Origin of the sequence: Halomonas sp. YLB-10 (assembly GCF_003856855.1) — a bacterium.
GTDB lineage: Bacteria > Pseudomonadota > Gammaproteobacteria > Pseudomonadales > Halomonadaceae > Halomonas > Halomonas litopenaei.
In genome coordinates this window covers 33,185-55,003 of record NZ_RRCU01000010.1, presented here as the reverse complement: position 1 = coordinate 55,003, position 21,819 = coordinate 33,185, and the positions used below count along the sequence as shown (strand labels likewise).

Here is a 21,819-nt window from a genome sequence, read left to right as displayed (position 1 = left end):
ACTTTCTTGTCGAACCAGAATGGGCCACCGAGGCGGCCCGTTTTTGTCCGTGTACGTCAATGCCGAGCGAGTGGCCGGGCATCGGCGCAGCGAGGCTGACAGCTCGTGCCTGATCAGGGCGTCGCCTTCTGGGCGATGGCCTGGCGATAGCTTTCAAGCGTCAGCTGATTGCTGGTCGCCCAATCGCTGTCGACCACCATCTGCATGCGATCCTTCAAGTGGGCGTGGATCGGTTCCAGCTGTCGTGCGTCGGAAAAGGTGAACTCGGTCTCGATATCGGTGTTCAGGGCGATAGCCCAGAAGCCCGGCTTGACCCAGGTCCAGAAGCGGGTCACACCGATATCCACGGTGGTCACGTCGTCGCTGGCGTCGGCGCTGTTGACTACATTCCAGCCTGCGTCCTCGAAGCCTTCGCTGGCGTAGACGCGCACCAGCTCCGTGATGGTCTTGTCTTCCGGCAGCAGCACGTCGCCGAGCGCCTTGCCGTAGCCATTGCGCTTGCGTCCGATGGCCCGGGACTTGAGCTCGTCCGTCGCCGCCTCGGCGCCCTCGAAGCCCAGTGATGGAATGTCGGCGGAGCGGGGGGCCTCTTCGAAGTGCCGCTGATCAGTGACGTTGCGTATGTACAGGCTGGGGCCTGTGTGTGCCTGGCTGACTGTCCCGGTATTGGGTGTCTGTACGTCCACGGTGCTACGACTGGTGGCGCATCCCTGCAGAAGGGCGGCCGCCACAATGATGGCGGCCAGCATGATCCTTTTCATATGTCGTTCCCTGATGTCTTGATGATGAGCAATATCGTTGTCGGCAGCAGAGCGATCAGTGCCGAAGCGGAAAAATATCAGTATTGGTTGAACAAGTGCAGCTAGCACGCGCCGAGGTTGTGTCGTAAGACAATGTAATGCAGGTGTGGGAATGTAAATGTCTAACTTTTGTTAACTTTGTGTATAGGGTTTAATTTACTGATATAGAAGAAATATTCTGATGTTTTGCACGTAAGGTGCCGAGATGGAGGTTTGAGAGTTGCAGATCTCTTGCCTATAAGGGAATGGCTTGTTTGGCGGTGTGACTGGTAGTTGGCGCCGACCGGACCGATGACGGCCCACGCCTGGTGGCGTGGAAGGCTCATTTCCCGAGCAAACAACGGAGTGTTTGTCATGGCGAAGAATCCGTACACCCAACCGAATCGAGACGAGGCTCATGACACTGAGCGTCGTACCGACGCCAACAGCAAGACCGACAATCTCGAGACTTATCGCAGTGATGCGACCGGGCATGACCTGCGTACCAACCAGGGCACCCGGATCGCGGACAACCACAATTCGCTGAAGGCCGGCGAGCGCGGCCCGACGCTGATGGAAGACTTCATCTTCCGCGAGAAGATGAATCACTTCGATCACGAGCGCATTCCCGAGCGTATCGTCCATGCCCGCGGTGCGGCGGCCCACGGCTACTTTCAGCCCTATGAGGCGGCGGCAAGGTACTCAAAGGCGGGACTGTTTCAGGATACCGGCAAGAAGACGCCGGTATTCGTGCGCTTTTCCACCGTGCAGGGCGGCCGCGGCTCCAATGATACCGTGCGCGACGTGCGCGGCTTTGCCACCAAGTTCTACACCGATGAGGGTAACTGGGACCTGGTGGGCAACAACATGCCGGTGTTCTTCATTCAGGACGCGATGAAGTTTCCCGACCTCGTGCACGCGGTGAAGCCCGAGCCCCACAACGAGATTCCCCAGGGACAGTCGGCCCACGACACCTTCTGGGACTTCGTCTCGCTGATGCCCGAGAGCGCCCATATGGTGCTGTGGACCATGTCCGACCGGGCCTTCCCGCGGCACTACCGCTATATGGAAGGCTTCGGCGTCCACACCTTCCGGCTGATCGATCGACAAGGCAAGGCCCGCTTCGTCAAGTTCCACTGGAAGCCGCTGGCGGGCACCCACTCGCTGATCTGGGACGAGGCCCAGAAGCTGTGGGGTCGTGATCCGGACTTCAACCGCCGCGAGATGTGGGGAGACATCGAGAATGGCGATGCCCTGGAGTGGGAGCTCGGCATTCAGGTGGTCGAGGAAGAAGACGAGCATGCCTTCGACTTCGATATCCTCGATCCGACCAAGCTGATTCCCGAGGAGCAGGTGCCGGTGACTCCCATCGGCAAAATGGTGCTGGATCGCAACCCGGACAACTACTTTGCCGAGACCGAGCAGGTCGCCTTCAACCCCGGCAATGTAGTGCCCGGCATCGACTTCAGCAACGATCCGCTGCTTCAGGGGCGCCTGTTCTCTTATCTGGATACCCAGATGCTGCGCCTGGGTGGCCCGAACTTCCATGAGATCCCGATCAACCAGCCGGTGTGCCCGTTCCACAATCACCAGCGCGACGCTCCGCACCGTCAGACCATCAACAAGGGCCAGGTTTCCTACGAACCCAACTCGATCGAGGATGGCTGGCCCCGGGAGACCCCGCCGGCGGAAGAAAACGGCGGTTTCGAGAGCTATCAGGAGCGCATCGATGCCCACAAGGTCAGGGCGCGCAGCGAGTCTTTCGGCGACCACTACTCCCAGGCCAGGTTGTTCTGGCATAGCCAGAGTGACGTCGAGAAAGAGCACATCATCGCCGCTTACGCCTTCGAGTTGTCCAAGGTCGAGCGTCCGTGGATCCGTGAGCGGGTGATCAAGGAGATCCTGCCCAATATCGACATGGAGCTCGCGCGCCGAGTAGGCGAGGTGCATGGTGTCAAGCCGCCGGAGCATCCGCCGGCACCCTCGGAAGAGTTGGGCACCACGTCGCTGGACGCCTCCTCGGCGCTTAGTTTGATGCATCGCGGTCAGCCGGATATTCGCTATCGCAAGGTGGCGATCCTGGCCGCCGACGGGGTCGACGGTGACCAGGTGGAAGCGCTGCAGAAGCGCCTGGAAGCCGAGGGGGCCCAGGGGCTCATCATCGCGCCGTCGATGGCGCCGGTGGCGACCGTTCAAGGCGGCACCCTGACCCCGGATGCCATGCTCAACGGACTGCCGTCGGTGACTCTGGACGCCGTGGCGGTGGCCCCTGGCGATGACAGTGTCAAGGCGCTGGCGGGTTCCGGCCTGGGGCTTTACTACGTGCAGGAGGCCTACAAGCACCTCAAGCCGATCGCTGCACTCGGCGACGGTGCCAATGTGCTGCAGGCGGCTGGCATCGAGGTGCCGGAAGACGGCGTGTTCTCGGCGCAGACCGTGGACGATCTCTACGCCGATTTCCAGGAGGCGATTCGTGGCCACCGGGTCTGGTCGCGCGACGCCAAGGCCAACGACATGCCGGCCTGAGGTCCGGCGATGGCAGACCCCTTTGAACAGGCGGTCAGCACAGCAGCCCCCGAGGAGACTCGGGGGCTTTTTTTGGGTTCATCGCATTTTGCCGGGAAATGCGGCGCGGATCTTCAGGAAGAAGTACGCCGTGTCGCGTTATCCATAGGCCATCCGCCGATCGGACCTGATCCACGGCTTGCTGTTGGGGCTATTGGCCGGTCTTACCCATGCCCTGTATTCGTGGACGGCACGCCGCCTCATGCAGCGGGGCATCGCTCCCCGGGCCGCCATGAGGGCCACCTTTGACCACCTTTGGATTGGGTGGCCTGATCTGAAACCTGTCCTCATGGTCGCCGAGGCCTTATGACTCCCAGACTTGCCAGCTGAGCCGAAACCAATCATTATTCGGCTCACAATGCGAGTCGAATATCGTTGTCATTCGGCTCCTCCGCCTTCTTGGAGGCCTGGCATGACCGATCACGCCTCGACATGGATCTGGCAGCATCCTGACTGGCCGAACTTCACCTGGCACGCGGCCGAGATTCAGCCGCGGGTCCAGGCATGCTGGAGGGATCTCGGCATCTTGCTGGGACGCTCGTGGGCTCTGACATCCGCGGATGACCAGGACGCTGAGGCAAGAGCCGCCCTGGATACGCTACTGCAGAGCATCGTTACCTCTTCGGCCATCGAGGGAGAGCGTCTGAACGTGGCGTCAGTTCGCTCTTCCTTGGCCCGACGCCTTGGTGTGGAGGAGCCGGAGGGGGCTACCTCACCACGTGCTGAAGGCCTGGCGGAGTTGATGCTGGATGCCACCTTCAAGCCTGACACGCCGCTGGACACCACCAGGCTGTTTCAGTGGCATCGGTGGTTGTTCCCTGATGCTGACGCGGGGCTTACGACGTTAAGGCCCGGGCAGTGGCGCGGAGTGGAGCCCATGCAGGTGGTCTCGGGTCGCCTCGATCGACCCAAGGTGCATTTCGAAGCGCCGCCGCGAGAGGGGGTGGAACATGAGGTTGATCAGTTCCTCACTTGGTTCGCGTCCAGCCGTCATGACCCCGAGTTGGATCCCCTGGTTCGAGCGGGCCTGGCACACTTCTGGTTTGTAACACTGCATCCATTTGAAGACGGCAATGGTCGAATTGCCCGGGCTATCGCTGATCGCGCCTTGGCGCAGGCGGATCAGCAGAGTATCCGCCTGTATGCCATGTCGGCTGCCATCCTGGAGCGCCGCGCTGACTATTATCGGCGCCTGGAAGCGAACCAGTGTGGCACGCCTGACCTGACGGCCTGGCTTGTCTGGTTCCTGGAGACGCTGGATGCCACCTTGTTGGATGTCCTGGGGAAGGTCGATAGGACGTTGGCCAAGGCCCGTTTCTGGCAGCACTTCAGGGCAGCCGGCCTGTTGCCTGAGCAGGTGAAGGTGTTGAACCGCCTGCTGGATGGCGGTGAGAGAGGCTTCGAACACGGCATCAGTGCGTCGCAGTACCAGAAAGTCGCCAAGGTCAGTAAGGCAACTGCCACCCGTCATCTCGCTGGGCTGGTCGAGAAGGGTTGCTTGGTGAAGCTTCCAGGAGGTGGCCGCAGCACGCGCTATCAGGTACCGGAACGGTTTCATCAGGACAGCGGGGAGTAGGTGTCCGCTGTAATGACACGAGGAGAAGGAGTGCCGAGCCATACTGCTGAGCCCCGCGGTTGCGGGTAACGGTAGGACGGGGTGCCGCCCTCTCGACCTCGGTAAGGCTCGTTGTCGACAGCTAGCTTGGCCTTTCCCCAATAGCGATAATAACTCGTTGAGACCGCCATATTTTTTTCTTCGGCTCCGCTCAAGCGGACCACTGGTGACCCTGAGTTCAAGCACCAGCCGGTGTAAGCGTCACCTGGATGAAAGTTGCAGGAGTAAAGACGGTTCCCTCAAGCTAAATAAATTGCCTGAAGTGCGCATCATTGTCCGAGCTGGTATCGACCTTGGTTGAGTCATCAGGAGATGTCTTGCAAGAGATATCGGCGATGACGTACTGATCGGTGAGACGTTGTTTTTTCTGCCACCGCCACTTTCACGAAGTTGGCGGTTTTTTGTTGCTGTTTCCGTTAGTTACTTATTCAAGTGACTCACTATGTGGTGGATCGGTTGACTATTTGACCGTGTATGGGGCCTTGCCTTGAATGGGATGAATCAAGGAGGCGCCATGGATGAACTGATTCCCCCCAAAGACCGCTCCGGCACCCAGACCCTGAGTCGAGGGCTCGAAGTGCTGCAGTGCGTCGGGCGTGGTATTTCCACGATCAAGGCGCTGTCCCAGGCGATGCAGCTCCCCCGCAGTACGGTGGCCCGTTCCCTGTCCTGCCTGGTCAGAGACGGCTACCTGCACAAGGTGCCCTACAAGGGCTACTACCTCGGGGCGAAGTTGATCGAGCTGGGCGAACGGGCGGCGGAGCAGCAGCCCTTGGTCGATATTGCCAGGCCGTACCTGGAGGCGCTGGCCGAACAGACGCGGGATACCGTGCACTTCGGGGTGCTCGACGGTGGTGATGTGCTCTACCTGTGCAAGTTGCCGGGCAAGCGGACTCTTGAGATGCGCTCGCGCACCGGAGGGCGCATGCCGGCGTTGGCCACTGCCCTGGGCAAGGCAATGCTGGCATCGAAGGATCCCTCCAGCTGGCCCGCCTACTATGCCGCCGTGCAGCAGGTATCCAGGCCACGCGAGGATGCTCCTGCACTCAAGTCATTCGCGGAGGTCCGCCGCGATCTGAAGGAAGCCGACGTGCGCGGCTGGAGCTTCGACTGGGAAGAAAACGAGTACGGCATCCGCTGTGTCTCGGCACCGGTCAAGAATCATGTCGATAACGCCGTGGCCGCCGTCAGTGTCACCAGTGTCATCAGCTTTATGCCGAGAGACCGCATGGCAGCCTTGGGCCCCCAGGTAAAACGCACCGCCGACACCATCTCGCGGGCCCTTCGTGGTGAAAGTTAGCAAGCAGCATCGCGTCCAGGCGCGGTCGCGCGTGACGCTCTGTGCCTGGCAGCCACCACCCACACCGGAGCGTGAGATGGACGTATTGGTCGATACCGGCCCCTGCAGCGCCGGGGATGACATGAAAGGACCACCGATGATGCTGGCATCACCTGTCTCTGACGATGTCAGAGAGGCCGTTTCGCCTGTGGACAGTGGTTGCCTGGGATCTTGAAAAGGACACCTGCCATGAACATTGTCTTCTCCGATCTGGATCACGCCGATCATGACATCGAGCGGGACATCCTGGCTTCCGCTGGATTCGACGCACCGATGCTGGCCTGTCGCAGCGAGCAGGATCTGGTCGATCAGCTTACTGACGTGGACATCGCGCTCAACCAGTACGCCCCCTTCACCCGTCGGGTGCTCGAGGCACTGCCACGACTCAAGCTGATCGTTCGCTACGGTGTCGGCGTCAATAACGTGGACCTCGAGGCGGCCACCGACGCCGGGGTGCAGGTATGCAACGTACCCGACTACGGCATGAACGAGGTCTCCGACCATGCCCTGGCGCTGACGCTGGCGCTCACGCGCAAGCTGGTGCCGATGAACCTTGCCTGTCACCAGGGTCGCTGGGACTACGTCGAAGCCATTCCATTGCGGCGGCAGTCGACTCAGACGGTGGGTCTGATCGGCCTGGGACGGATTGGTCGACTGTACGCTCGGAAAGTCAACGCCCTCGGTTTCCGTGTCATCGGCTACGACGCCTTCTACCGCCCCAGTGCCGAGGATGGCACCGACTATATCGAAGCCGTCGAACTCGATTCGCTCTACGGACGGGCCGACGTGGTGGCGGTGTTCTGCCCGCTGACGGAGGACACCCGTCACCTGATCGACGCAGGGACACTGGCCGCGATGAAGCCCGGGGTCTTGCTGGTCAACACCTCACGAGGCGGGATCATCGACGAGGTGGCACTGGCCGAGGCGCTCGCCTCCGGTCACGTCGCCGGAGCAGGACTCGACACCACTGAACGGGAGCCGCTGGAACCCGATAGCCCGTTGTGGGCCCAGCCAAGCTGTCTGATCACACCGCACATGGCCTGGTATTCCGAGGACGCGGCTGCCGAGCTCAAGCGCAAGGTGGCCGAGGAGGCGGTGCGCTTTGCCAGAGGGGAGGCGGTGTACTGGGCCGTCAATCGGCTCGCGTGACGAACCCTCGAGAAGCGGATGCAGGATTGCTGTGACGACGGGCGCCTTGCTGCCCGTGCTCTTCAATGCCAACAACGCCAATAAAGGAAGACCTCATGCCAAGACTCTCCAGAATGAAGCTGTCCCTGATCGCCGCGGCACTGGCGATGACCCCGGCGCTGTCTCAGGCCGAAACGCTGCGCATGTCCAGCGTGACCTCGACCTCGGCCAAGGACGCCAGTGTCGAGTTCAAGCGCCTGGTTGAAGAGCGGACCGACGGCGAGCTCGAGATCACGCTGTTCCCGGATAACCAGCTAGGCGATGACAGGGTGGTGGTGGAAAGCACCATCTTCGGTGATATCGACATCGGTATCTCCTCGACCAGTCCGATGGCCACGCTGTTTGCGGACCTGTACGTGTTCGATGCTCCCTTCCTGTTCCTGTCGACGGAGGGCACCTACAGCGCCCTGGACGGCGAGGTCGGCGACAAGCTCCTCGAGTCGCTGGAAAGCAAGGGCCTCAAGGGGTTGGCGTTCTGGGAGAACGGCTTTCGCAACTTCACCGACAGCGGCAAGGTGGTGGCCGAGCCGGCTGATCTGGACGGCATGAAGGTGCGGACCATGGAGAATGAGGTCCATCTGGCGGCCTGGCGCGCCTACGGTGCGAATCCGACACCGATGGCCTTCACCGAGCTGTTTACCGCGCTGCAGCAGGGGACGGTGGACGCCCAGGAAAACCCGTTGGGCATCATCGACGGCAATCGCTTCCAGGAAGTGCAGGACCATGTGTCGCTGACCCAGCACGTCTATACGCCCTACCTGGTGTTCATGAACCTCGACAGGTACAACGCCCTCGACGACTCCCTGCGTGAGGCGCTCGACGCCACCATCGATGAGATGACGACCTACCAGCGCGAGCGCTCCCAGCAGCTGGAAGGCGAGATCCTCGACAAGTTTGCCGATCAGGGGGTGACGGTGACCGAGATTACCCCGGAGCAGAAGGAGTTGTGGCGTGATGCCGCCGTCGAGGCCGACATCTACTCGCTGGTCAAATCGAAGATGGAGCATCCCGAGTACCTCGACGAGCTGTTGAAGCCATGACCCGATGAGGCCAGAAGGCGCCCGCCGCACGCGGGCGCTTCGCTGTAGCCTTGCCGACTTCTGTCATCACCCCGCTGCCAGGGAGAGAGCGGATGAAACTTGTGAGATGGCTCGATGAGTACGCGGAGATCTCGATCTGCGTGGCGCTGATGTCCGCGATGACGCTATTGCTCGCGGTGCAGGTGTTCATGCGATACATCATGGGCGCGTCGCTGTCCTGGTCCGAGGAGCTCGCGCGCTACTTCTTTATCTGGTTGATTTATCTTGGGATCAGCTACGGCGCCCGGGAAATGCGGCATATCAAGATCGACGCGGCGCTCAAGCTGTTCCCACGCTCGGCGCGTCACTGGGTGGTCATCCTGGGGGACCTGCTGTTTCTGGCCTTCGCGCTTTATGTGGTCTGGACCAGCTGGGCGGTCATAGAGCGCCAGCTGATGCTCGGCCAGGCCTCCCCGGCCATCGGTGTTCCCATGTGGGTGGTCTACGCGGCGCCTTTCGTCGGCTTTGCGCTGACCACCCTGCGCCAGGTGCAGAGCATTCGCTGGCGGCTTGCGCATCCCGACGCCGTACACGACAAGGAGGTGTGAGATGACCGCGACGGTATTGTTCTTGAGCCTGGTGGTATTGTTGATCCTGAACGTCCCTGTGGGCATCGCCATCGGTCTGTCCTGTGTGGTGACCATCCTGTCCTTCGGCACCCTGTCCGAGCTCTATGTGGCCCAGACCCTGGTATCGGCCACCGATAGCTTTCCGATCATGGCCATACCGCTATTTATTCTGGCCGGCGACCTGATGGGGGCCGGCGGCGTGTCGCGGCGGATTCTCGGGGTGGCCTCGGCCTTCTTTGGTCGCTTCACCGGGGGGCTTGCCATCGTCACCGTGGTGGTGTGCATGTTCTTTGCCGCGGTATCGGGCTCGGGCCCGGCCACGGTTGCAGCGGTGGGGTCCATGGTGGTGCCGACCATGCTCGAGGCCGGCTACTCGAAGTCCTTCGTGCTGGCGCTGGTGGCGGCGGCCGGCAGTATCGGCGTGATCATTCCGCCTTCGATCCCGATGGTGCTCTACGGGGTCTCCACCGGCACCTCGATCTCCAACATGTTCCTTGGCGGTGTCCTGCCGGGGCTGTTGATTGGTCTGGTGCTGATCACCTACGCCTACTTCTATTCCCGCAAGATGGGCTGGAAGGGCGATGATACCCCCTTCGATGGGCGCAAGACCCTGTGCCTGGTGTGGGAGGCCAAGTGGGCGCTGCTCAATCCGGTGATTATCCTGGGGGGCATCTACGCGGGCATCTTCACTCCCACCGAGGCGGCGGCGGTGGCGGCGGTGTACGCCTTTGTCTGTGGGGTGTTCATCCATCGCGAGCTGTCGCCCCGGGATATCTTCAAGACCATCGCAGGGTCCTGCGCCACCACCGGCACGGTGATGGTGATCCTGGGCTGCGCCTCGACTTTCGCCCGCATCCTGACCATCGAGCAGATCCCGGTGGCGATCGCCGACTTCATGCTGCAGTTCTCGTCGAGCCCTGCGGTGTTGCTGCTGGTCATCCTGGTAATGCTGCTGCTGGTGGGCTGCGTCATGGATACCACACCGGCGATTCTGGTGCTGTCACCGATTCTCTATCCGGTGGCGACCTCCATGGGCATCGATCCAGTGCACTTCGGCATCGTCATGGTGGTCAGCCTGGCCATCGGCTTCATCACGCCGCCGCTGGGAATCAATCTGTTCGTGGCCTCGCGCATCGGCAATGCCTCGCTTGGCACCGTGATCAAGGGCATCGTGCCCTTCGTGATCGTGATGATCCTGACCTTGCTGGTGATCGCCTACGTACCGCAGCTGTCGCTGGTATTGCTGTCGGTGTTCAATTGAGCGTGGCATCGTAAGTCGCACACGCTGTCCATCAACGCCTTTATCGCCCCCGTCTTCCGCTGCCGGCCAGGCCTCGGGAGACAGGGGCGATGCGCATGCCAAGGGGCTGCGGATGGCTGGCATATCGGGCGCTCCGGCCCTTGCCCAAGGTCTAGCGGTTGCCGCTGAGTTCGCCGTCTATGCTTCTCCTGTCGGTTCAGTGACCGCCAATGACAAGGAGATGCTCATGCTCGCCTCGTGCAGAACCGCCCTCGTTTTCACTACGTTCGCCACTATGCTTGCCCCGATGTCGCTTCTGGCTCAAACCGTCATGCAGGAGCACCGCATCAAGAGCTCTGTGGACGATGCCATCGAGCTTTATGTCAGGGAGCGTCTGCCTGATGGAGTGTCGCCCGCCGACATGTCCGAGGCGGTGCTGTTTGTTCACGGTGCCACCTATCCCGGCATTTCCTTCGACACCGACCTGGCAGACGGCAAGAGCTGGATGGATCACACCGCGGAGGCAGGCTTTGCCACCTACTACCTTGATCAGCGGGGGTATGGCAATTCGACTCGGCCGGAGGTGATGGCGCAGCCCTCTGAAGACAACGCACCTTTCGCGCGGGCAGAGACGGTCATCGACGATATGGAGGGTGTCATCGATTTCATTCGCGAGCGCACTGGAGTCGACAGGGTCAATCTGGTGGGCTGGTCCTGGGGTACCGTCACCAGTGGCATGTACACGGCGCGTAACGATGAAAAGGTGGATCGCCTGGTGCTGTTCGCGCCGGTCTATAGCCATCGTAACCAGAACTGGACCAGCAGCCTGGCCGATGCGAATGATCCTGGCAAGTTGGCCGACGTGGGCGCCTACCGGACAGTGAATCGAGAGCAGGCAGACCAGCGTTGGGCCAACCAGATCCCGCCCGAGGCACTTGAACAGTGGCGTGATCGGGCGGTTTTCGACCGCTGGTTCAACGAGATGCTGGCTATGGAGCCCGCCGAGGATTCCGACGTCGTCAAGGCGCCTAACGGCGTTCTGGTTGATCTGTGGGAGATCTTCAATGCGCGACCGATCTATGAGGCTTCGCGCATCAGCGTACCGACGCTGGTTATTCGCGGCGATGACGACCCTACGGCGACCGACGCTGATGCCAGAGGGCTTTTCGCAGAGCTGGCAGCTGAGGAAAAGCGCTATGTGGTGATTGGAGAGGGATCGCACTTTCTTAATCTGGAAAAGCATGCCCCTCAGCTATTTGCCGAGACATTACTGTTTCTCGGCGGTGGCGAAGGGCAGCCTTGACGAAGGCGTGGCCTGGACGGACGACGGATTAGCGGTCCAGATAGTTGCGATAGATACGCGCCATGCGCTTGCGGTCGCGGTAGCCCCTGAGTTGTTGCGTTTCCAGGTGGTGGGGGCGCGCCTGTCCGTTGTCGTCGAACACAAAGGAGCGGCTGGCCCCCATGATGCCGGGGGCGGAGCTGTAGATGTACAGCACCAGCAACTCGAGCACGTAGTCGCTGTCTTCACCCTCACACAGGGTGTTGTCTTCGTCCTCGATGTCGGCGGCGCGTGCCCGGCGCACCAGACTATCGATTTCGCCGGCATCCAGGTGGGCGTTGGATGGCAGTGGACCCTGCAGCGTCCCCCTGGCGATGGAGGTGGGGGTGTCGCCGTTTTCGTCGGTATCCACCTCCGACACGGTGCAGCGGCGTATTCCGCACTTCTCGTGCAGCCACACCTGGACGGTCTCGATATGGATGCCCTCGGCGCTCATGTTGCTGATCAGGCAGCGGCCCTGGGTGGACAAGCCCATCACCTGATTGATGACCACCTTGGGGCGCCGCTGGCGACGGAAGCCGGCGTAGAGCAACTGAGCGTAGAAGATCCAGACCGCCAAAGTGCCGAGGCTGGTCATGAATTGCAGAAAGGTACCGTGGCTGGAGATCCATTCCATGGGAGAGGTCCTTGTCGGTTAGGGGAGGGCGAGATCGAATCCATGATCTCCACGTATGACGCTGCCTTTATTGTGCAGCGTCGAGCATCTAGAAAGAGTGGGTCAGCGGTGACGGACTTGCAAGACGTGGGGAGGTGAAGGGGGGCGTGCAACGAAAAACGGCCACCTCTCGTGTGAGCTAAGTGGCCGTCTTTACTAAATTCTTGGTCGGAGTAGCAGGATTCGAACCTACGACCTCTGCCTCCCGAAGGCAGCGCTCTACCAAGCTGAGCTATACTCCGATGTTTGAGGTGTGTCCCTCAACGGATGCGTAGTATACGGATCCTTGTGGATGATGCAACCCTCGCGAGCCCGAGTCAGCCACTTTTTTCCAGCTTCCCCGTCACTTGAGGGCACTTGCCCGGTGATTCTCAGGTCTTGCGTTCCACCGCCAGGCGGGCCAGTTCGGCCATGCTGTCGCGGTAGGGCGAGGGCGGCAGATGGTCGAGTTCGGCCAGGGCCTTGGCGGCCATCTCTTCGGCCTTCTGGCGGGTGTAGTCCAGTGCGCCGGTGGACTTGACGATGGCCAGCACCTCGTCGAGGTGGTCGAGTCCGCCCTTGCGGATGGCGCGACGCACCAGGCGGGCCTGGTCGGGGGTGCCGGCGGCCATGGCCTGGATCAGCGGCAGGGTGGGCTTGCCTTCGGCCAGGTCGTCGCCGACGTTCTTGCCCATGGCCTTGGCGTCACCTTCGTAGTCGAGCAGGTCGTCGACCAGCTGGAACGCCAGGCCCAAGTAGCGTCCGTACAGCGCCAGCGCCTGCTCCTGGCGTTCGTCGGCGCCGGCCAGGATGGCGCCGCTGTGGGAGGCGGCCTCGAACAGCATCGCGGTCTTGCCGAGGATGGTGTCGAAGTAGGCGGCCTCGTCGGTGTCGGGATTGCCCACATTGGTCAGCTGCTGAACCTCGCCCTCGGCGATGGTGCAGGTGGCGGCGGACAGCACCTCCATGATGCGCATGGAGCCGACCTCGACCATCATCTGAAACGAGCGCGAATACAGAAAGTCGCCGACCAGCACCGAGGGCGCGTTGCCCCAGGCATCATTGGCGGTGGCCTTGCCGCGACGCATGTGCGACTCGTCGACCACGTCGTCATGCAACAGCGTCGAGGTGTGCATGAACTCGATCAGCGTCGCCAGGGTGATGTGACGATCGCCCTGATACTCCAGCGCGCGTGCCGCCAGCAGCACCAGCAGGGGGCGCAGACGCTTGCCGCCGCTTTCGATGATGTACTGGCCGATGGTCTCCACCAGCGGGATGCGCGAGGCGAGCTGGTCGAGGATGGTCTGGTTGACGGCGGCGAAGTCGTCGGCGACCACCGCGTGAATCGGCGAAGGAGCTGCTGATGGTGACGGGGTGGCGTTGACTGACATGAAGGCGGCTTCGACTGGAGGTGAGGGAGGCCGTGGGCCTTGGGTTGCCGGTCATGCTATGGGCCGCCCATGGGGGCGTCAAGACGATTAGCGCCCGGCGGCGGCCTCGCGCGGGGTTTTTTCCGGTCTCGCCACTTGACGCTGGTTGTCGGGTTGTGCCCACGCGAGGGTGTCGCTATAATACGCGGCCCACTCATCCATGCTCCCTGTCAGATGGCTGCCAAAAGGGGCGCCACTCGAAGCAGGTCGATCAAGAGCCAACCCCGATGAGTTTCTGGAGAAACAGCATGTACGCAGTGATCAAGAGCGGTGGCAAGCAGTACCGCGTTCAGGAAGGCCAGACTCTCAAGCTCGAGAAACTGGAAATCCCCACCGGCGATACCGTCGAGTTCGACGAGGTTCTGCTGGTCGGCAACGATGACGACGTCACCGTTGGTGCCCCGCTGGTCGAGGGTGCCAAGGTCAGCGCCGAAATCGTCGCCCACGGCCGTGGCGAGAAGGTGACTATCATCAAGTTCCGTCGCCGCAAGCACAGCATGAAGCGTCAGGGCCACCGTCAGTGGTTCACCGAAGTTAAAATCACCGGAATTTCTGCCTAAATACGCCTCGCCCTCGGGCGAATGCGTAGCGGACTATTCCCTCAACGAGCGAGGACTTTGCAATGGCTCATAAGAAGGCAGCCGGCTCCACACGTAACGGTCGCGACAGTGAAAGCAAACGCCTTGGCGTCAAGCTGTTCGGTGGCCAGGCCGTGACCCCGGGTAACATCATCGTGCGTCAGCGTGGCACCCGTTTCCACGCCGGCACCGGTGTTGGCATCGGCAAGGACCACACCCTGTTCGCTCTGGACGAAGGCGTGGTCAAGTTCGAGACCAAGGGTCCGAAGAACCGTAAGTTCGTCAGCGTCGTCTCTGCCTGAGACCGCCCGAACGCCATGGGCCGCCGGCGAGCGTGACTCGCTTGCCGACAGGCCCCGGAAGGCCCCGCCAAGCGCGGGGCCTTCTTGTATCATGGTGGAAAGCATCCGCCAGGAGAGTGATAGATGCAGTTCGTCGACGAAGCCTCGATCATCGTGGAGGCAGGCAACGGAGGTAACGGTTGCCTGAGCTTCCGGCGCGAGAAGTACGTGCCCAAGGGCGGCCCGGATGGCGGCGATGGCGGCCATGGTGGCAGCGTCTACCTGATTGGTGACGATGCCCTCAATACGCTGATCGATTTCAAGTATCAGCGCTTCTACAAGGCGCAGAACGGCCAGCCCGGTCAGGGTCGCCAGATGAGCGGCCGCGCTGGCGAGGATCTCCACGTCAAGGTGCCCGTGGGTACCACGGTGATCGACGAGGATACCCTCGAGGTGATCGCCGACGTGACCGAGATCGGCCAGGTGGTGCAGGTGGCCCAGGGCGGTCGCCGTGGGCTCGGCAACATTCACTTCAAGTCCTCCACCAATCGGGCACCACGGCGTACCACGCCGGGCACCGAAGGTGAGCGGCGCAACCTGCGCCTGGAGATGAAGGTGATGGCCGATGTCGGTCTGCTGGGGCTGCCCAACGCCGGCAAGTCGACGCTGATCCGCTCGGTGTCGGCGGCCAAGCCCAAGGTGGCCAACTACCCCTTCACCACCCTGGTGCCGAACCTGGGAGTGGTGAAGCTCGGCATGCACGAGCACTTCGTCATGGCCGACGTGCCGGGGCTGATCGAGGGTGCCTCCGACGGTGCCGGCCTGGGGCTGCGCTTTCTCAAGCACCTGACGCGTACCCGCCTGCTGTTCCACGTAGTGGATGTGGCGCCGTTCGATGAGTCCGATCCGGTGGAAGCCGCCGAGGCGATCATCCATGAGTTGGGCGAGTTCTCGCCGACCCTGGCCGAGCGCCCGCGCTGGCTGGTGCTCAACAAGCTCGACCTGCTGCCCGAGGACGAGCGTGAGGCTGCCGCCGACGAGATCGTGCGTCGACTCGGCTGGGAAGGCCCGGTCTTTCGTATCTCGGCGATCTCCAACGTCGGCACCGAGGCACTGGTGCAGGCGGCCCATCGCTGGCTGACCGAGCAGCGCACCCTCGAGAACGAGGATGAAGAGGCCATGGAGCGCGAGCAGGAGATGCGCCGGCGCATGGAAGATGAGGCGGTGGCCAGGACAGAGGCGCGCCTGGGTCGTCGTCGCAAGCGTGACGAAGACGACGATGACGATCTCGATGACGACGACTACGACGTCGAGGTCGAATACGTTCAATAGCGGTCGTCAGGGGAGTCGACAGCCTCCCCGTTCGGCCAGAGCAGCGGGGCGAGAAAAGGATGCACAGCGGAGAGCGGGTCCCGGGGCGTGACGCCCTGTCCAGCGCGCGACGGGTGGTGGTGAAGATTGGCAGCGCCCTGTTGACCAACGACGGGCGTGGCCTCGATGACCCCGCCATCGGTGGCTGGGTGGATCAGATCGCCGCCCTGGCGAGTCGCGGCATCGAGGTGGTGCTGGTGTCTTCCGGGGCCGTGGCGGCAGGCATGGTGCGTCTCGGCTGGCGGGCTCGCCCGTCATCGGTGCGAGAGCTCCAGGCCGCTGCGGCGGTGGGGCAGAACGTGCTGACCGAAACCTACGAGAATCACTTCGGTCGTCACGGTCTGGTGACCGCGCAGATTCTGCTGACCCACGACGATCTGTCCAATCGCAAGCGTTACCTCAACGCGCGCTCGGCGCTGAGCACGCTGGTGGACCTCAAGGTGGTGCCGGTGATCAACGAAAACGACACCGTGGTCACCGACGAGATCCGCTTTGGCGACAACGATACCCTTGGCGCCCTGGTGGCCAACCTGCTCGAGGCCGATGCGCTGGTCATCCTGACCGACCAGGAGGGCTTGTTCGACGCCGACCCGCGTCATGACCCCAGCGCCCGGCTGATCGAGGAGGGGCGCGCCGACGATGCGCGCCTGGCGGCGGTGGCCGGCGGCGGCGGCGCCCTGGGCCGTGGTGGCATGACCACCAAGGTGCGCGCGGCGCGCCTGGCCGCGCGCAGCGGGGCGGTCACGGTGATCGCCAGCGGTCGCCAGCCCCGGGTACTGGAGCGGCTGGCCGATGGCGAGCGGCTGGGCACCCTGTTGACGCCGGACCGGGCCCCCATCGCTGCGCGCAAGCGCTGGCTCGCCGGCCAGCTGCAGGTGCGCGGTACCCTCACCCTGGACGCCGGCGCGGTACGGGTGCTGCGCGGCAGTGGCTCGTCGCTGTTGCCGGTGGGGGTCAAGGCCTCCTCGGGTGACTTTGCGCGCGGCGATATGGTGCTGTGCGTCGACGAGCAGGGTGAGCGGATCGCCAAGGGGCTGGTCAACTACAACGCCGAGGACGCGCGCAAGATTCTCGGCCAGCCCAGCGGTCGCATCTGTGAGTTGCTCGGCTATATGGAAGCGCCGGAGCTGATTCACCGCGACAATCTTGTGGTGCTGGCTTGACCCAGGGCAGTAGCGCGCTTCTTGTTGCTGCTGGCACCTCTCTTTAGGGATATGGTTCCCGTCTTTTCTCCGTGCTCTTATGCGCCGCCGACAGCAGTCGCTGTCGGCGGCGCATGCGCGACATCTGTCCTGTTGCGTGGGCCTTGAAGCTGAAGCGTGCCCTGGTGCGTGGTCTCAGCGGTCTTTGGAGAAGAGGGAGCGTTGTCGATGAAGTCTATTCTGGTAACGGGTGCTGGTTCCGGCGTCGGCTTTGAGGTCGTCAAGCTGTTTTTGGAGAAGGGCTTCAAGGTCGGTGGCCTGGATATCAACGTCAAGGCGCTGAACGAGCTGCAGGCGCAAGGGCAGGCGAACCTGTTTGCCTACAAGTGCGATGTCTCCTGTCGTGCCGGTGTGCATGACGCCATCGAGCAGTTCGCCACCGTCTGCGGTGGAGTGATCGATGTCGTCCACTCCAATGCCGGGATTCAGGCGAGTGGCCTGTTCAAGGACGTCGAGCTCGAAAAGTACGAGATGATGAACCTGATCAATGCCATGGGCACGATCTACATCATCAAGGAAGCGCTGCCCTACGTGATGGCGTCCGAGGCAGGCGCCATCCTGCTGACGTCGTCGGCGTCGGCGATCACCGGGCTGCCGATGTTCAGCGTGTACGGTGCGACCAAGTCGTTCGTGACGTCGCTGGGCGAGTCGCTGAGTATCGAGCTGGAATCCGATGGCATCTATGTAGGGATCATCGAACCCGGCCTGATCAATACACCGATGAACTCCAACAATCCTGACTCCATGGTGTGCACGGAGCAGGAGATTACTCTGGGCCCGAAGGAAGTGGCGGAGGCCGCCTACCAGGCGATCAGCACTCGCCGTCAGCTCTACTGGCACGTGGGCGAAGAGGCTCATGATCTGGCGGAGGCGATCCAGGGGCTGCGGCTGCAGGAGCGTCAGCGCTTCGTCAAGCAGATGATCCAGTCGAAGCTGAAGTGATTCGAGTGGCGATGGCGGCGGCAACGTCTGCGGTGACCTGAGGCGCCCGTGGCGCCCGTGGCGTCGTGACAAGTGGCGCGATGACCGCTGCGCTGGCCGCCGCTGGCCGGGCACAGGGTCGGTGGAGTGAGCCAGGCGCGCCAGGCCCTAAAAGGCTGGCGCGCAGTACCTTGACATGATAGGATGCGCCATCCTCTCAGACACGGCCCGTAACGATTGCCTCGCGACAGTGCTTGCGATGGCGGTCGGCCAGATGGCCAGGCCGACGGGGATTTTTTTATTTCCCTGTTGGATCAATACGTTATCAAGTCATCGTGCGACGGTGACGACAACTTTCTCCAAGGAGACAGTCAGTGGCTAACAGCAAGCAAGCCCGTAAACGCGCCCGTCAGGCAGAATCTCGTCGTGTCCTGAAGGCAGGCCAGCGCAGCATGGTCCGCACTTACGTCAAGCGCGTGATCAAGGCGATCAACAGCGGTGACCACGCTCAGGCAATGGACGCCTTCAAGGCGGCACAGCCGGTCATCGACCGCATCGCCGACAAGGACACCCTGTCCAAGAAGAAGGCCGCTCGCATCAAGAGCCGTCTGAACAAGCGCATCAAGGCGCTGGCTGCGTAAGCCGGTCCCGCGCTTTCGGCGTGACGCGGATGCGTCCGTGTCGCGCACGCGAAAAACCGGCTACGGCCGGTTTTTTTGTGCCTGCCAATTGATGACCCGCGGCGCCCCGGTGCCCCTTCGTCGCCCTTCTCCGGGCGATGGCGAGCCACAGGGCGGGGACTGTCAGCGTGGCAAGAAGGCCGGACAAACGAGCCGGGAATTGAGCAGGGAACCCGCAAGCAAGGAATCAGTGACGTGACCGACGAGCGTCGACAGCAGGCCTCGGATGAGGACATTGATCAGGCCCTGGAGCAGGGGGCAGGCACCTCGGTGGGGGGCGCCAAGGCGCCCGTGCGCCGAGGCCTGATGCGCTCTGGGCTGGTGGTCAGCAGCATGACCATGCTGTCCCGGGTGCTGGGGCTGGTGCGCGACGTGGTGATCGCCACCCTGCTGGGTGCAGGACAGGGCGCCGACGCTTTCTTCGTGGCCTTCAAGATCCCCAACTTCATGCGTCGGCTGTTCGCCGAGGGCGCCTTCAATCAGGCCTTCGTGCCGGTGCTGTCGGAGTACTCGACCACCCGCACCCGCGAAGAGATACGCGAACTGCTCAATGCGGTGTGCGGTAGCCTGGCGGCGGTGCTGGCGCTGATTACCGCCCTGGCTATCGTCGCCGCGCCCTGGTTGACCTGGGTGTTTGCTCCTGGCTTTGCGCGAGATCCCGACAAGCTCGCGCTGACCACCGACATGCTTCGGCTGACGTTCCCGTATCTGCTGTTGATCTCGCTGACCGCCTTCGCCGGCAGCGTGCTCAATACCTGGAATCGCTTCGCGGTACCGGCCTTCACCCCGGTGCTGCTGAACCTGTCGCTGATCGGTGCGGCGCTGGTGCTGACGCCGATGATGAGCGAGCCGGCCATGGCGCTGGCCTGGGGCGTGCTGATCGCCGGTGCCGCGCAACTGTTGTTTCAGGTGCCCTTTCTGGTGAGGCTCGGGCTGATGCCCCGGCCCTGGCCCAACTTCGCCCACGAGGGTGTGCGGCGCATCCTTCGACTGATGGCGCCGGCGTTGTTCGGAGTCTCGGTGTCGCAGATCAATCTGCTGCTGGATACCATCCTGGCCTCGCTGCTGGCGGCGGGCAGCGTGTCCTGGCTCTACTATTCCGACCGCCTGGTGGAGCTGCCACTGGGGGTGTTCGGCGTGGCCATCGGTACGGTGATCCTGCCGGCGCTGTCGCGGCGCCACGCCGAGGCGTCCACCGAGCACTTCAGCCAGATGCTGGACTGGGCGCTGCGAGCGGTGCTGCTGCTGGGGCTGCCAGCGGCGCTGGCACTGGCGCTGCTGGCCGAGCCGCTGTTGATCACGCTGTTCCACTACGGCGCCATGACCGACAACGATATCGTGATGGCGGCGATGAGCCTGCGTGCCTATGCCCTCGGCCTGGTCGCCTTCATGCTGATCAAGGTGCTGGCACCCGGTTTCTTTGCCCGCCAGGACACCAAGACGCCGGTCAAGGTCGGTATCATCGCGATGGTCGCCAATATGGTGTTCAACCTGATCCTGATCTGGCCACTGGCCCACGCCGGGCTGGCGCTGGCCACCGCGCTGTCGGCCTTCCTCAATGCCGGGATGCTGGCCTGGCTGCTGCGCAGGCAGGGCGTGCTGCGCTTCCAGCCCGGCTGGGGGCGCTTTGCCGTGCAGCTCGGAGGCGGCTGTGTGGCCATGGGCCTGGTGCTTGTGTTGCTGGCGCCGGAGTGGCACCAGTGGCTCGGCTGGGGGCTCATGCCTCGTGTGCTGTGGATGGCGGCGCTGGTGGCGGCCGGTGGGCTTGCGTACTTCGCCTGGCTGGGGCTGACAGGAGTCAGAGTCCGCCAGTTCCGGCTCAAGGGTTAGGGCTGGGGTTTGTCAGAAAGCTGTCTGCCCACCCAGACGCCTTCAGACGGTGGGAAGACGCGGCGCCCCGCACTTCGCTATAATCGACTCCCTTTAGGTTCGGTGTGACCCGACTCATGGAAGTAATTCGAGGCCTGCACAATCTGCGCGAGGAGCACCGTGGCACGGTGGCGACCATCGGCAACTTCGATGGGGTGCACCTGGGCCATCGGGCGATCCTTGAGCAGTGCCACGCCGAGGCGGCGCGCAGCGGACTGCCGGTGACCGTGGTGGTGTTCGAACCCCAGCCGCGCGAGTACTTTGCCGGCGACCAGGCGCCACCGCGCCTGACGCGGTTGCGCGACAAGGTCGGCCTGCTCAAGGAGTGCGGCGTCGATCGGGTGCTGTGTCTGCCGTTCAATGAATCGCTGCGCCAGCTGACGGCGGCAGAATTCATCGAACGGGTGCTGCTGGAGGGGCTCGGCGTACGCCATCTGGTGGTGGGCGACGACTTCCGCTTCGGTTGCGATCGTCGCGGTGATTTCGCCCTGCTGACCGAAGCCGGCCGCAGCAGCGGCTTCAGCGTCGAACACACCCTGACCTTTCGCATCGACGATGATCGAGTGTCGAGCACACGGGTGCGCACCCTGCTGGCCTGTGGCAACTTCGAGGCGGCGGCGCGCCTGCTGGGCCGGCCTTACCGCGTCAGCGGCCGGGTGGTGCGTGACCAGCAGCGCGGGCGCACCATCGGTGTGCCCACCGCCAACCTGCCGCTGCTGCCGGGTCCGCTGGTGCTGCGCGGTGTCTATGCGGCGACGGTGGAGATCCACGACGGCAGCGATGGCGAGGCGTCCCAGCGTCATCCCGCGGTGGTCAATATCGGCTGGCGGCCCACGGTAGGGTCGCCGCGTCCGGTGCTGGAGGCGCATCTGCTGGACATGCAGGCAGACCTGTATGGCAAACGCCTGACGGTGGTGCCCTGCGCCAAGCTGCGCGGTGAAGAGACCTTCGCGGACTTCGCCGCGCTGAAGACCCAGATATATGCCGACATCGACCGGGCGCGAGCAGTGTTTGCCCGGGACCCTGACGGCCCACGACCCTATCCTCTGGCATCGGCGCCACGTGCGCGCGAGGCCGCAACCCAGGATTCCCCGGCGGGGCAGGCCCCCGCCGATCATGACGACGGCTGACCCCAGG

Annotated in this window: 19 protein-coding genes and 1 tRNA gene; 16 read left to right on the top strand and 4 right to left on the bottom strand. The window is 62.9% G+C overall.

Features of this window, described 5'->3' with window-relative positions:
- Positions 1–113 precede the first annotated feature (113 nt).
- Positions 114–761, bottom strand: coding sequence for a flagellar biosynthesis protein (locus EBB56_RS19790; protein ID WP_124805126.1), 648 nt, complete (start codon positions 759–761; stop codon positions 114–116).
- A gap of 393 nt (positions 762–1,154) precedes the next feature.
- On the opposite strand from EBB56_RS19790, the gene katE reads away from it, so the two are divergent.
- The 8 genes from katE (at position 1,155) to EBB56_RS19745 (ending at position 11,677) form a co-directional block, all read left to right on the top strand.
- Positions 1,155–3,305: a catalase HPII gene (gene katE / locus EBB56_RS19785; protein ID WP_124805125.1), complete on the top strand. Its 2,151-nt coding sequence runs from the start codon at positions 1,155–1,157 to the stop codon at positions 3,303–3,305.
- Positions 3,306–3,756: 451 nt separating this feature from the next.
- A complete protein-coding gene (locus EBB56_RS19775) occupies positions 3,757–4,920 on the top strand; it encodes a Fic family protein (RefSeq protein ID WP_124805124.1) in 1,164 nt (387 codons plus the stop codon).
- 553 nt (positions 4,921–5,473) lie between these two features.
- Positions 5,474–6,259, top strand: coding sequence for an IclR family transcriptional regulator (locus tag EBB56_RS19770; protein WP_221621214.1), 786 nt, complete (start codon positions 5,474–5,476; stop codon positions 6,257–6,259).
- 228 nt (positions 6,260–6,487) lie between these two features.
- Complete coding sequence (locus EBB56_RS19765; protein ID WP_124805122.1) at positions 6,488–7,447, top strand: C-terminal binding protein; 960 nt, start codon at positions 6,488–6,490, stop codon at positions 7,445–7,447.
- Between the two features lie 95 nt (positions 7,448–7,542).
- The gene (locus EBB56_RS19760; RefSeq protein WP_185696481.1) at positions 7,543–8,526 is read left to right on the top strand and encodes a DctP family TRAP transporter solute-binding subunit; all 984 of its coding nucleotides are present in this window, start codon (positions 7,543–7,545) and stop codon (positions 8,524–8,526) included.
- Positions 8,527–8,618: 92 nt separating this feature from the next.
- Positions 8,619–9,113 carry a TRAP transporter small permease gene (locus EBB56_RS19755; protein ID WP_045993609.1) on the top strand — a complete coding sequence of 165 codons (495 nt, stop codon included), beginning with the start codon at positions 8,619–8,621 and terminating at the stop codon, positions 9,111–9,113.
- Between the two features lies 1 nt (position 9,114).
- Entirely contained in the window at positions 9,115–10,395 is a 1,281-nt protein-coding gene (locus tag EBB56_RS19750; protein WP_108133517.1) for a TRAP transporter large permease, read from the top strand.
- 112 nt (positions 10,396–10,507) lie between these two features.
- Entirely contained in the window at positions 10,508–11,677 is a 1,170-nt protein-coding gene (locus tag EBB56_RS19745; protein WP_124805120.1) for an alpha/beta hydrolase, read from the top strand.
- 28 nt (positions 11,678–11,705) lie between these two features.
- Here the strand turns inward: EBB56_RS19745 and EBB56_RS19740 are convergent, their stop codons facing one another.
- The 3 genes from EBB56_RS19740 to ispB form a co-directional block, all read right to left on the bottom strand.
- Positions 11,706–12,332, bottom strand: coding sequence for a hypothetical protein (locus EBB56_RS19740; protein WP_045993607.1), 627 nt, complete (start codon positions 12,330–12,332; stop codon positions 11,706–11,708).
- 204 nt (positions 12,333–12,536) lie between these two features.
- A tRNA-Pro gene (locus EBB56_RS19735) sits at positions 12,537–12,613 on the bottom strand.
- A gap of 129 nt (positions 12,614–12,742) precedes the next feature.
- Positions 12,743–13,741 carry an octaprenyl diphosphate synthase gene (gene ispB, locus EBB56_RS19730; RefSeq protein ID WP_124805119.1) on the bottom strand — a complete coding sequence of 333 codons (999 nt, stop codon included), beginning with the start codon at positions 13,739–13,741 and terminating at the stop codon, positions 12,743–12,745.
- A 287-nt stretch (positions 13,742–14,028) separates the two neighbouring features.
- On the opposite strand from ispB, the gene rplU reads away from it, so the two are divergent.
- The 8 genes from rplU to ribF all read left to right on the top strand — a co-directional run bounded on the left by rplU (position 14,029) and on the right by ribF (position 21,812).
- The gene (rplU, locus tag EBB56_RS19725; protein WP_045994439.1) at positions 14,029–14,340 is read left to right on the top strand and encodes a 50S ribosomal protein L21; all 312 of its coding nucleotides are present in this window, start codon (positions 14,029–14,031) and stop codon (positions 14,338–14,340) included.
- Positions 14,341–14,402: 62 nt separating this feature from the next.
- Positions 14,403–14,660 carry a 50S ribosomal protein L27 gene (rpmA, locus tag EBB56_RS19720; RefSeq protein WP_045994440.1) on the top strand — a complete coding sequence of 86 codons (258 nt, stop codon included), beginning with the start codon at positions 14,403–14,405 and terminating at the stop codon, positions 14,658–14,660.
- Positions 14,661–14,783: 123 nt separating this feature from the next.
- Positions 14,784–15,971 carry an Obg family GTPase CgtA gene (cgtA, locus tag EBB56_RS19715; RefSeq protein WP_108133520.1) on the top strand — a complete coding sequence of 396 codons (1,188 nt, stop codon included), beginning with the start codon at positions 14,784–14,786 and terminating at the stop codon, positions 15,969–15,971.
- A gap of 59 nt (positions 15,972–16,030) precedes the next feature.
- The gene (proB, locus tag EBB56_RS19710; protein WP_108133521.1) at positions 16,031–17,173 is read left to right on the top strand and encodes a glutamate 5-kinase; all 1,143 of its coding nucleotides are present in this window, start codon (positions 16,031–16,033) and stop codon (positions 17,171–17,173) included.
- A 207-nt stretch (positions 17,174–17,380) separates the two neighbouring features.
- Positions 17,381–18,154 carry an SDR family NAD(P)-dependent oxidoreductase gene (locus EBB56_RS19705; RefSeq protein ID WP_108449256.1) on the top strand — a complete coding sequence of 258 codons (774 nt, stop codon included), beginning with the start codon at positions 17,381–17,383 and terminating at the stop codon, positions 18,152–18,154.
- 353 nt (positions 18,155–18,507) lie between these two features.
- Complete coding sequence (gene rpsT / locus EBB56_RS19700) at positions 18,508–18,774, top strand: 30S ribosomal protein S20 (RefSeq protein WP_045994444.1); 267 nt, start codon at positions 18,508–18,510, stop codon at positions 18,772–18,774.
- A gap of 345 nt (positions 18,775–19,119) precedes the next feature.
- Positions 19,120–20,643 carry a murein biosynthesis integral membrane protein MurJ gene (murJ, locus tag EBB56_RS19695; protein WP_124805193.1) on the top strand — a complete coding sequence of 508 codons (1,524 nt, stop codon included), beginning with the start codon at positions 19,120–19,122 and terminating at the stop codon, positions 20,641–20,643.
- A gap of 116 nt (positions 20,644–20,759) precedes the next feature.
- Positions 20,760–21,812 (top strand): bifunctional riboflavin kinase/FAD synthetase, encoded by a 1,053-nt coding sequence (gene ribF, locus EBB56_RS19690; RefSeq protein ID WP_108133523.1) that lies wholly within the window; start codon positions 20,760–20,762, stop codon positions 21,810–21,812.
- The last annotated feature ends 7 nt before the right edge of the window (positions 21,813–21,819 follow it).

Bases quoted from the DNA above. Each gene is read 5' to 3' on its own strand.
- EBB56_RS19770 (WP_221621214.1), top strand. From the start codon at position 5,474: ATGGATGAACTGATTCCCCCCAAAGACCGCTCCGGCACCCAGACCCTG.
- proB (WP_108133521.1), top strand. From the start codon at position 16,031: ATGCACAGCGGAGAGCGGGTCCCGGGGCGTGACGCCCTGTCCAGCGCG.
- ispB (WP_124805119.1), bottom strand. From the start codon at position 13,741: ATGTCAGTCAACGCCACCCCGTCACCATCAGCAGCTCCTTCGCCGATT.
- EBB56_RS19705 (WP_108449256.1), top strand. From the start codon at position 17,381: ATGAAGTCTATTCTGGTAACGGGTGCTGGTTCCGGCGTCGGCTTTGAG.
- murJ (WP_124805193.1), top strand. From the start codon at position 19,120: ATGCGCTCTGGGCTGGTGGTCAGCAGCATGACCATGCTGTCCCGGGTG.
- EBB56_RS19765 (WP_124805122.1), top strand. From the start codon at position 6,488: ATGAACATTGTCTTCTCCGATCTGGATCACGCCGATCATGACATCGAG.
- EBB56_RS19790 (WP_124805126.1), bottom strand. From the start codon at position 761: ATGAAAAGGATCATGCTGGCCGCCATCATTGTGGCGGCCGCCCTTCTG.
- EBB56_RS19760 (WP_185696481.1), top strand. From the start codon at position 7,543: ATGCCAAGACTCTCCAGAATGAAGCTGTCCCTGATCGCCGCGGCACTG.
- rplU (WP_045994439.1), top strand. From the start codon at position 14,029: ATGTACGCAGTGATCAAGAGCGGTGGCAAGCAGTACCGCGTTCAGGAA.
- EBB56_RS19750 (WP_108133517.1), top strand. From the start codon at position 9,115: ATGACCGCGACGGTATTGTTCTTGAGCCTGGTGGTATTGTTGATCCTG.
- EBB56_RS19740 (WP_045993607.1), bottom strand. From the start codon at position 12,332: ATGGAATGGATCTCCAGCCACGGTACCTTTCTGCAATTCATGACCAGC.
- EBB56_RS19775 (WP_124805124.1), top strand. From the start codon at position 3,757: ATGACCGATCACGCCTCGACATGGATCTGGCAGCATCCTGACTGGCCG.
- cgtA (WP_108133520.1), top strand. From the start codon at position 14,784: ATGCAGTTCGTCGACGAAGCCTCGATCATCGTGGAGGCAGGCAACGGA.
- katE (WP_124805125.1), top strand. From the start codon at position 1,155: ATGGCGAAGAATCCGTACACCCAACCGAATCGAGACGAGGCTCATGAC.
- ribF (WP_108133523.1), top strand. From the start codon at position 20,760: ATGGAAGTAATTCGAGGCCTGCACAATCTGCGCGAGGAGCACCGTGGC.
- rpmA (WP_045994440.1), top strand. From the start codon at position 14,403: ATGGCTCATAAGAAGGCAGCCGGCTCCACACGTAACGGTCGCGACAGT.
- EBB56_RS19755 (WP_045993609.1), top strand. From the start codon at position 8,619: ATGAAACTTGTGAGATGGCTCGATGAGTACGCGGAGATCTCGATCTGC.
- EBB56_RS19745 (WP_124805120.1), top strand. From the start codon at position 10,508: ATGGCTGGCATATCGGGCGCTCCGGCCCTTGCCCAAGGTCTAGCGGTT.